The following is a 6,887-nucleotide window of genomic DNA, read 5'->3' as shown; positions in this document are numbered from 1 at the left end:
TCGAATCTGTGGTGTCGAAGGCAAATACGAAGCCCTGAGTGACTTCGATAATGCGTGCGACCGGTGCGCTCGCAATGGCCCCCCATCGGTTTTTCTTTTATTCCGCTACACCTATTCGCGGAAACGTCTCAACTGCGGACGAGGTTTCGCACCAACCGGGTCAGGGCACCAAGCCCCGCTCGTTGATGAAAGTCGTTGGCGTCGTCACCGACCTGCGGAGGCATTGCCCATGGGAGGCCCGTTGCCGTAGCAACGCGGGCACCAGTCCCGCTGTCATCGTTATCCGCGACAACGTAGCGGCGCCCAGGAATCTGGCCAGCGACGTGCTGAAGATTGCCCGCAGAGAAGCACACGACGACGCGCGCTGGTCGATGAAGAGATCGGAGTGCTTCGCGTACGCTAAGGCCGGTGGCGAAACCCTCAACGAGCCAATGCTCACGCCCCGACCCCATGGTGAAAATCGAACCTTTGGCGGAGCCTCCCGGCAGGAATTTCTTTGCCCCGGACTCGCCAATCCACTGGATGGAATTGACACGCGCGTAGTCGCTCACATCACGCATATTCCGGGGTGTTTTTCGCGGGTGCGACTACATCGCCAACGGCTTCCATTACCCCGGCAACGTTCTCAACGAGGGACCGTCGCTCACGTTCTTTTCCACACGCGGGGCAAGTCTGTGACCCGGATGGGAGCACGAACCCGCATGAGCAGACCAATTCCTTCTTCTCAGAATCGCCGACGTCGTTGCGGGTCTTTCGGTCAAGCTCGCCATCATCGAGCGAGCGAAGACCCTGCGCAAAAATTCGCTTGGTGTCGGCGTCGAAGCGCAGGACGTTGCCACAATGATCGAGCCAGAGGCCGAACGTTTTACCGGGCGACGGGCGCATGACACGCCCAAGCTGTTGAATATGGCTGGACAGGCTCTTGCGGTACGGTCGAGCGGCGATGCCGCAGAGCACGTCGCTGCAATCGAAACCCTTAGTGAACACCTCACACGAGACGGGGGAGCCGCCACTAACGTCGGGCCTCGAATATGGGCTGCTTCTTGCTGCCAATTCGCTTGCGGCCTTCGTTGATACCACTGTCGATTCGTTGGCTGATTGGGCCGACGATCGCCTCGAAGCGGGGGAGGGCGCAGCAAATGCCTAAAGCCGATCACATGCCTCCGAAGAAGGTGTTCCTCGACACCCAGTTTGTCGAGTGGGACGACTTCGCAGAGATAGCCGATAAGTCGCCGCGCTTCAAGAATTACTCCGCCGATGCTCGACATGCATACAAGAGCGCGCGGGCGATACGCACCATCAGCCTCGTGATGAATGCGCTGCATACCGAGCGTTCTGCTGCCGACGATAGCGACTCACCGAACTACATGGGGTCGATCTCAGATCACGCGACTGAAGGCCTGTTCTTCGCCATCGAGGAATTGGCAAATCGTGCCCAGGATTGCATTTTGCGCATGTCGAAAACCATCGCGGAAGACCTCAACGGGGGGGCGAAATGAAAGGTCAAGCGAACGCCGCCGGTCTGATTCAGTTCTTCTCGGCAAACTTCGATTTCAAAGCTGCGACTACCGAGGATTTGGAGTTTCTTTCCACGGCCGGTGAGTACGTTGAGTGCAATGCGATATCGCTGGCAGAGACGGTTAGCGGCGTCGCTTCGTTGATCGCTTGCGATAGCGACAGCCGGAAATCCCCGTCGGCCGGTACGCTGCAAGGGGGAGATATAGCGAATCTGCTCTATCTCATCGCGGACACGGTGCAGACGATCGGAAAATTGAGTTATGTCGCGGGCGAGGCTGATTATCAGTTGCGCGATCGCATGAAGGGGGCGCCCAAATGACCGAGGCTCTCAGCAAGGAAATTGTCGACGAGCCGTCAATGCCAGAGCGATTGTTCGACGTCTCTCAGTTACCTCGGCGCGTACAAATCGGGGACGTCACACATGCTCCAGACGCTTTCAACGAAGCTATTGCGCGCGCATGGCGCGCTCAGTGCTTCGGTCCTGCGCGCGAGCACCACGGCTTCAATGATTGGCGTCTTCAGCGCTCGTGGAGCGTCGAACGCCTCATCTCGGGGGAAGTTCGCGTCAGCGATGACCAAGGACGCACTCGTGCGCTGATCGTTGAAACGTGGCGCGGTGCTGATCCGGTGATGGTGATGCTTCCGCGCTACTACGTGAACCTTGAGCAGACGGACGCAGGCGAGATCCGCGCCGTTGCGTTTGATCGGCATATTCCGGCGCGCATTCGCTTGTCGGCACCCCTTTGGCCACGCTCAAGCGCCGCCGCGTGCGCCGAACTGCGCGCCGACTATGAGGCATGGCTCGAAGAAATTCGACCGAACCACGCTGACCCCTTTCTTTACTGGTGATTTCCATGTTCGATCTCAAAAACTTCGACTTCCAAGACCTTCTTCCCGCTCGAGCTCAGTTCGCCCCGCAATTGCTCGCGATGGTCGACGGCGAACTGTGCGCATCAGCGGCAATGATCCTGCTGCTCTGCGGAGACGCTATCGCTGGCGAAATCGAATGCACTCAGGAAGGTATCGCCCGTGCCCACGAGTACGTAAACACGTTTCTCTCCGTTGCTGGCGAAGACGGCTTTCCCCTCATTCCTGCATTGGCGGAAGTGCTAGTGAACGATCCCACAGGCGAGAAGGCCGTCGGCTTGGCCTTGGCGGCGCAGACATTCCTTGTTCCGGATCGTATCAGGGAGATTTTCCGGAAGTTCGATGCGATCGGCATCCCAACGCACTGACCATGAAAACGCACATCAAGCGGGCGGTGATGTGGGCCTACTGTCGAGGACTTCTCAGCGCTCGCATGACCACCGCAATTTTTCGAATTCTGAATCTTCGGAGCCATTAAACATGCAACTTCCGACCATCAAAGACATTCAAGCAAAGCAGCAAGAACTTGCCGACATGCTCTCGTGTTTCGCGAGTGCCGCCGGTGGTGCGCGCACTATCAACGCCCTGGGACGTGAGATCAACCTCGCGGAAGGTGAGATCTATATTGGCGCCATCGTAAATACCGACGGCACAGGTCATCACACCATTATCCTTCCCGGCGACGTTGAAAAGAACTGGGGCGACGCCCTCGATTGGGCGAAGTCCATCGGTGGCGATCTGCCCAACCGAATCGAGCAAGCCATGCTCTACGCAAATCATGCGGAGCGATTCGAGAAGCGTGCTTACTGGTCGAACCAGAAGCATGAGGCCGACTACGGCTTCGCCTGGTTTCAGGGCTTCTACGACGGCAGCCAGTACTACGGCAGCCAGGACGACGAGTTGCGCGCGGTAGCCGTCCGCAGATTGCCCATTTGATCATTCACTAATTTGAGGATTCTATGGGTCAGCAATGCATCCTTCCGATCTGCATCATCGTCGGCGCCACTGCGATGGCATGTGTTTTCTTCTGGCGCCTGCCCGATATGCTCCGGGCACTCATGGGTGACTGAATATGAATCGAGAAATTTCAATAATTGCGCGGCCAGTCGCCGCCATCGTGTTCGCCTCGCTCGTGTTGACGGGGTGCGGTCCTCTCGACGGCACCGATGACGCCAGGACCGGCACGCGCAGCGGCCTGACGATCTATGTCGACCACGGCACCGGCTGCCAGTATCTCCGGGTTGGCGGCTACGATGGAATTTTCCCGCGCCTTGGTGCGGACGGCCGCCCCATTTGCGGCAAGGGAGGAGCACGTGGCTGACTTCAACACCGGGACGGTTGATGCGATCAGCTATGCATTGGCAAAGCAGGTGCCCTCGATGGAACGTGGCTTCACAATTTCGACTAGCTATGGCGACATCGTGTTCGACTGCGATGAGGCACCTCAAGTCGTTGCGGCAGTTCGCCGGCTCCTGGAAGCAAAGCTCGCCGCAGTCTCCACGCCAGCCGCACAGAGCGCAGCGCCAATCGGTTACGCGCAAGGGTATGAAGACGCTATCGAAACCGCTGCGTTCTATGTGCTAGATCACTGCACTGACGGCGAGACACATGCTGACGCAGTTCGCACCATGACGCGTCCTGAAGCCGCACAGAGCGCAGGGCAAGAGGCAGTCGCTTGGCGCTCTTGGTGTGACGATGACGGCTACGGCTACTGGGATACCAAGGAAGAGGCGCAGGCTGCTAGCGCATTTGACTTTGAGCCGGAAGCGCTTGGAGTTATCGTCGCGACCGTGAATGGCGGCGAGCACGAGACTGTCGAAGTGGCTGTGGCGCTTGAACAGCAGCGCACGCTCGCCATCGTCAAAGCAGTGCGCGATCAGCATTTCGGCACATCGAACCCTGACCTGCCGACGCAGGCCAGCGCAGCGTTCGACCTCGCATGCGAAGAAATCGAGCATCGTCTGCGCACCGAGCAATGGACGCTCGACGGCGTGCCCGCGCCGTTGCCAGTATCCGAGCGCGCCGCGCTGTCGGCGGATGGCGGGGAGGCCGTGGACCTCGAAGGACTGCGCGCAAAGCTGCTTGACGGCCGCCCCGTGATTCGCGATGCCGAAGGCTGGTACGACCATCCGGCAATGCCCTTTGCCGACGAAGACGTCAACTACGAATGGCTGCTAGCCGCCCTTGGCATCGAAACGCGGTTCGTATCGATGGAAGCGGACGATTCCGACGCGTATGACCGCTATGGCGCCGCTCACGAACCCGATTGCCACTACTGGACGCCGACCGTTCCGGATGGTGATGGCTGGCAGTTGCTCTCCATCTACGACACCGAAGACGGCCCGCATGTGCTGTTTGGCCGAGACATTTACGCGGTAGCGCAGGCCCGCAGGAAGGAACACACCCGCCGCCTCGCCGCCGCCATTGCCGCCAAGACGGCGAAGGGGGATGCGTGAGCGAAAAGGTCTACGACGAGGAAATCGCCCAGATCCTTAAACAATTGTCCGAAAAGTGCGCCTCCATGAATGTGCCGTTCTTCGCGCTCGTGGAGTATGCGCCGAACGAGTATGGCCGCACGCAGGTGACTACGCCTGAACAAGGCTTCAGCCTGTCGATGACTGAACTCGCATTCCTGGCAGATCGCAACATCGACGCCTTCATCATCGGGCTTGCTCGCCACTGTCGCAAGCACGGTATCAACACCGACGCCAGCATCGTCATGAACCAGTGGAATTACGGAACAGTGATCCCGTCGCGAAAGAACGTCGCCACCTCGCAGGCAGCGGAGGAGCGGAAATCGTGAGCGCGAAAATTATCGAAACACGCAAGGTCTCGCGTTGTGAAGTCGTGCCCATGATCCGCGCTATTGCTGACGACTGTGAGAGCGGGGATTACGGCCCTGTCGAGGGCTTGCGCATGGTATGCGTGATTCTCGGCGACGACGGCCGCATGGTCTATGGGGCTGGCAAAGGGATGGATGCGAACGGCGTATTTCGATTGCTTGCGCGCGGTCAACATTGGATGAACGAGGAGGATCGCGCATGAAAGCGCTGAACGTGAAGCAAGTGTCCGAGAAAATCGCGCTCTCTGAGTCAACCATCTACCGGATGGTCAACAGCGGTCAGTTCCCGAAGCCCTTCACCCTCTACAGCAATAGAACCGGCTGGCTCGAGGAAGATGTGGACGCGTGGCTGGCAGAGCGAGCGGGTAAAGCGCCGCCAGCAGCCAGTGAGGTAGCAGCTTAGGCGGCAACAGCCGGCGCCAGCGAAATCACGGCGCCGGCTTTTCCATCGCAGTAGTCCGCCCATCGCTCCATCAGCGGGCGCCGGCGCTCAAGCATATCCCCGCGGCGGTACGCCCCCTCAACCTTATTCCCCACCACATGTGCGAGCGCCATTTCGGCCAATGAGTCGGGGTGTTCGGTGCACTCCGCCACCCAATCCCGGAACGTCGACCGGAACCCGTGCACGGTGATATCGTCGCGGCCCATGCGCCCCAACAGATTCAGCATTGCCATGTTCGAGCACGGTTTTCCCTTCTTGCGGCCGGGGAACAGATACCCGTCTGTCCCGGATTTCTCAATTGCCCTGCGCACAGAAGCCACGGCGGCAGGGCAGAGCGGTACGCGATGCGGTCGCCCCATCTTCATGCGTTCCGCCGGCACGTTCCAGACCGCTCGATCAAGGTCGAACTCACTGGCACGCGCCTCGAGCATTTCGTTGGTGCGGGCGCACGTCAGGATCGTCAGATAGAGCATTTCGGCGGTTGCGTCTTTCCGCTCGCGCAAATCCCTCACAAACGAGGGAATATCGGCCCACGCTAGCGCCGGATGATGCTGCGTTCGGCGCGTACGCTCATACTTCGGGAGTATCTTGTCGAGATTGCCGCGCCACCGGGCGGGATTCTCGCCGGTGCGCATGCCCAGCACCCGAGCGGCGTCGAGGATGCGCTCGATACGGCCGCGCAGGCGATTCGCTGTTTCGGTCTTCTTCGACCAGATGGGCCGCAGCACGCGAAGAATGGCAGTCACGTCCACGTCGGCCACATAGACGTTGGCCAGCACCGGGTAGGCATAGTCGCGCAGGGTGTTTCGCCACTGCTGGGCGTGCTTCGGATTCTTCCAGCTTGGCTCAAGGCTCTCCATGTATGCTTCTGCGGCTTCCTTGAACGTCATCGTCGCGAGCCGTTCGGCCTGCTCTTGGCGCTTCTGGTCCCGGCGGGCTTCGATCGGGTCGAGCCCATCGGCCAGCATCTTGCGGTAATTGCTGGCCAGCGCCCGCGCCTCGGCGAGAGAAACCGAGGATAGGGGGCCGAGACCCATTTCTCGAGCACGCTTCGCAAGAGAGAAGCGAAACACCCACGCCCGAGATCCGCTCAGTGAAATATTGAGATAGAGGCCGCCGCCGTCGGAGTGAAGTCCAGGCGTCACCTCTTTGGCGACTTTGATGGCGTTAAGCCGATGGAGTTGTCTGGAAACAGTTTTTGCCATGATCTGACCCACA

General features: G+C 59.6%; 13 protein-coding genes. 10 read left to right on the top strand and 3 right to left on the bottom strand.

Going from position 1 to position 6,887, the window contains the following annotated elements; all coding sequences use genetic code 11:
• Positions 1–128: 128 nt before the first annotated feature.
• On the bottom strand, positions 129–452 hold the full coding sequence (locus tag PAN31108_RS03080; protein WP_246183747.1) for a toprim domain-containing protein: 324 nt from the start codon (positions 450–452) through the stop codon (positions 129–131).
• A 100-nt stretch (positions 453–552) separates the two neighbouring features.
• Complete coding sequence (locus PAN31108_RS03075; protein WP_246183735.1) at positions 553–987, bottom strand: hypothetical protein; 435 nt, start codon at positions 985–987, stop codon at positions 553–555.
• A gap of 152 nt (positions 988–1,139) precedes the next feature.
• Between PAN31108_RS03075 and PAN31108_RS03070 the strand changes: the two genes are divergently transcribed.
• The 10 genes from PAN31108_RS03070 to PAN31108_RS03025 all read left to right on the top strand — a co-directional run bounded on the left by PAN31108_RS03070 (position 1,140) and on the right by PAN31108_RS03025 (position 5,630).
• A complete protein-coding gene (locus PAN31108_RS03070) occupies positions 1,140–1,499 on the top strand; it encodes a hypothetical protein (protein ID WP_150667387.1) in 360 nt (119 codons plus the stop codon).
• Positions 1,496–1,837 (top strand): hypothetical protein, encoded by a 342-nt coding sequence (locus tag PAN31108_RS03065; RefSeq protein ID WP_150667386.1) that lies wholly within the window; start codon positions 1,496–1,498, stop codon positions 1,835–1,837. Before PAN31108_RS03070 ends, PAN31108_RS03065 begins: the two co-directional genes overlap by 4 nt.
• Positions 1,834–2,367 (top strand): hypothetical protein, encoded by a 534-nt coding sequence (locus tag PAN31108_RS03060; protein ID WP_150667385.1) that lies wholly within the window; start codon positions 1,834–1,836, stop codon positions 2,365–2,367. The genes PAN31108_RS03065 and PAN31108_RS03060 overlap by 4 nt, the downstream gene beginning before the upstream one ends.
• Positions 2,368–2,372: 5 nt before the next feature.
• Positions 2,373–2,753, top strand: coding sequence for a hypothetical protein (locus PAN31108_RS03055; RefSeq protein WP_150667384.1), 381 nt, complete (start codon positions 2,373–2,375; stop codon positions 2,751–2,753).
• A gap of 112 nt (positions 2,754–2,865) precedes the next feature.
• Positions 2,866–3,321, top strand: coding sequence for an Lcl C-terminal domain-containing protein (locus PAN31108_RS03050; protein WP_246183734.1), 456 nt, complete (start codon positions 2,866–2,868; stop codon positions 3,319–3,321).
• A gap of 136 nt (positions 3,322–3,457) precedes the next feature.
• Complete coding sequence (locus PAN31108_RS03045) at positions 3,458–3,706, top strand: DUF6440 family protein (RefSeq protein ID WP_150667383.1); 249 nt, start codon at positions 3,458–3,460, stop codon at positions 3,704–3,706.
• Complete coding sequence (locus tag PAN31108_RS03040) at positions 3,699–4,841, top strand: hypothetical protein (protein WP_150667382.1); 1,143 nt, start codon at positions 3,699–3,701, stop codon at positions 4,839–4,841. The genes PAN31108_RS03045 and PAN31108_RS03040 overlap by 8 nt, the downstream gene beginning before the upstream one ends.
• Entirely contained in the window at positions 4,838–5,188 is a 351-nt protein-coding gene (locus PAN31108_RS03035; protein WP_150667381.1) for a hypothetical protein, read from the top strand. Before PAN31108_RS03040 ends, PAN31108_RS03035 begins: the two co-directional genes overlap by 4 nt.
• Positions 5,185–5,430 (top strand): hypothetical protein, encoded by a 246-nt coding sequence (locus PAN31108_RS03030; RefSeq protein WP_150667380.1) that lies wholly within the window; start codon positions 5,185–5,187, stop codon positions 5,428–5,430. The genes PAN31108_RS03035 and PAN31108_RS03030 overlap by 4 nt, the downstream gene beginning before the upstream one ends.
• Positions 5,427–5,630: a helix-turn-helix transcriptional regulator gene (locus PAN31108_RS03025; RefSeq protein WP_150667379.1), complete on the top strand. Its 204-nt coding sequence runs from the start codon at positions 5,427–5,429 to the stop codon at positions 5,628–5,630. The genes PAN31108_RS03030 and PAN31108_RS03025 overlap by 4 nt, the downstream gene beginning before the upstream one ends.
• Here the strand turns inward: PAN31108_RS03025 and PAN31108_RS03020 are convergent.
• The gene (locus PAN31108_RS03020) at positions 5,627–6,874 is read right to left on the bottom strand and encodes a tyrosine-type recombinase/integrase (protein WP_150667378.1); all 1,248 of its coding nucleotides are present in this window, start codon (positions 6,872–6,874) and stop codon (positions 5,627–5,629) included. The genes PAN31108_RS03025 and PAN31108_RS03020 overlap by 4 nt on opposite strands.
• Positions 6,875–6,887 lie beyond the last annotated feature (13 nt).

Source organism: Pandoraea anhela (genome assembly GCF_902459655.1).
GTDB lineage: Bacteria > Pseudomonadota > Gammaproteobacteria > Burkholderiales > Burkholderiaceae > Pandoraea > Pandoraea anhela.
The sequence above is the reverse complement of the archived record's forward strand: the minus strand, read 5'-3'. Positions and strand labels throughout refer to the sequence as shown.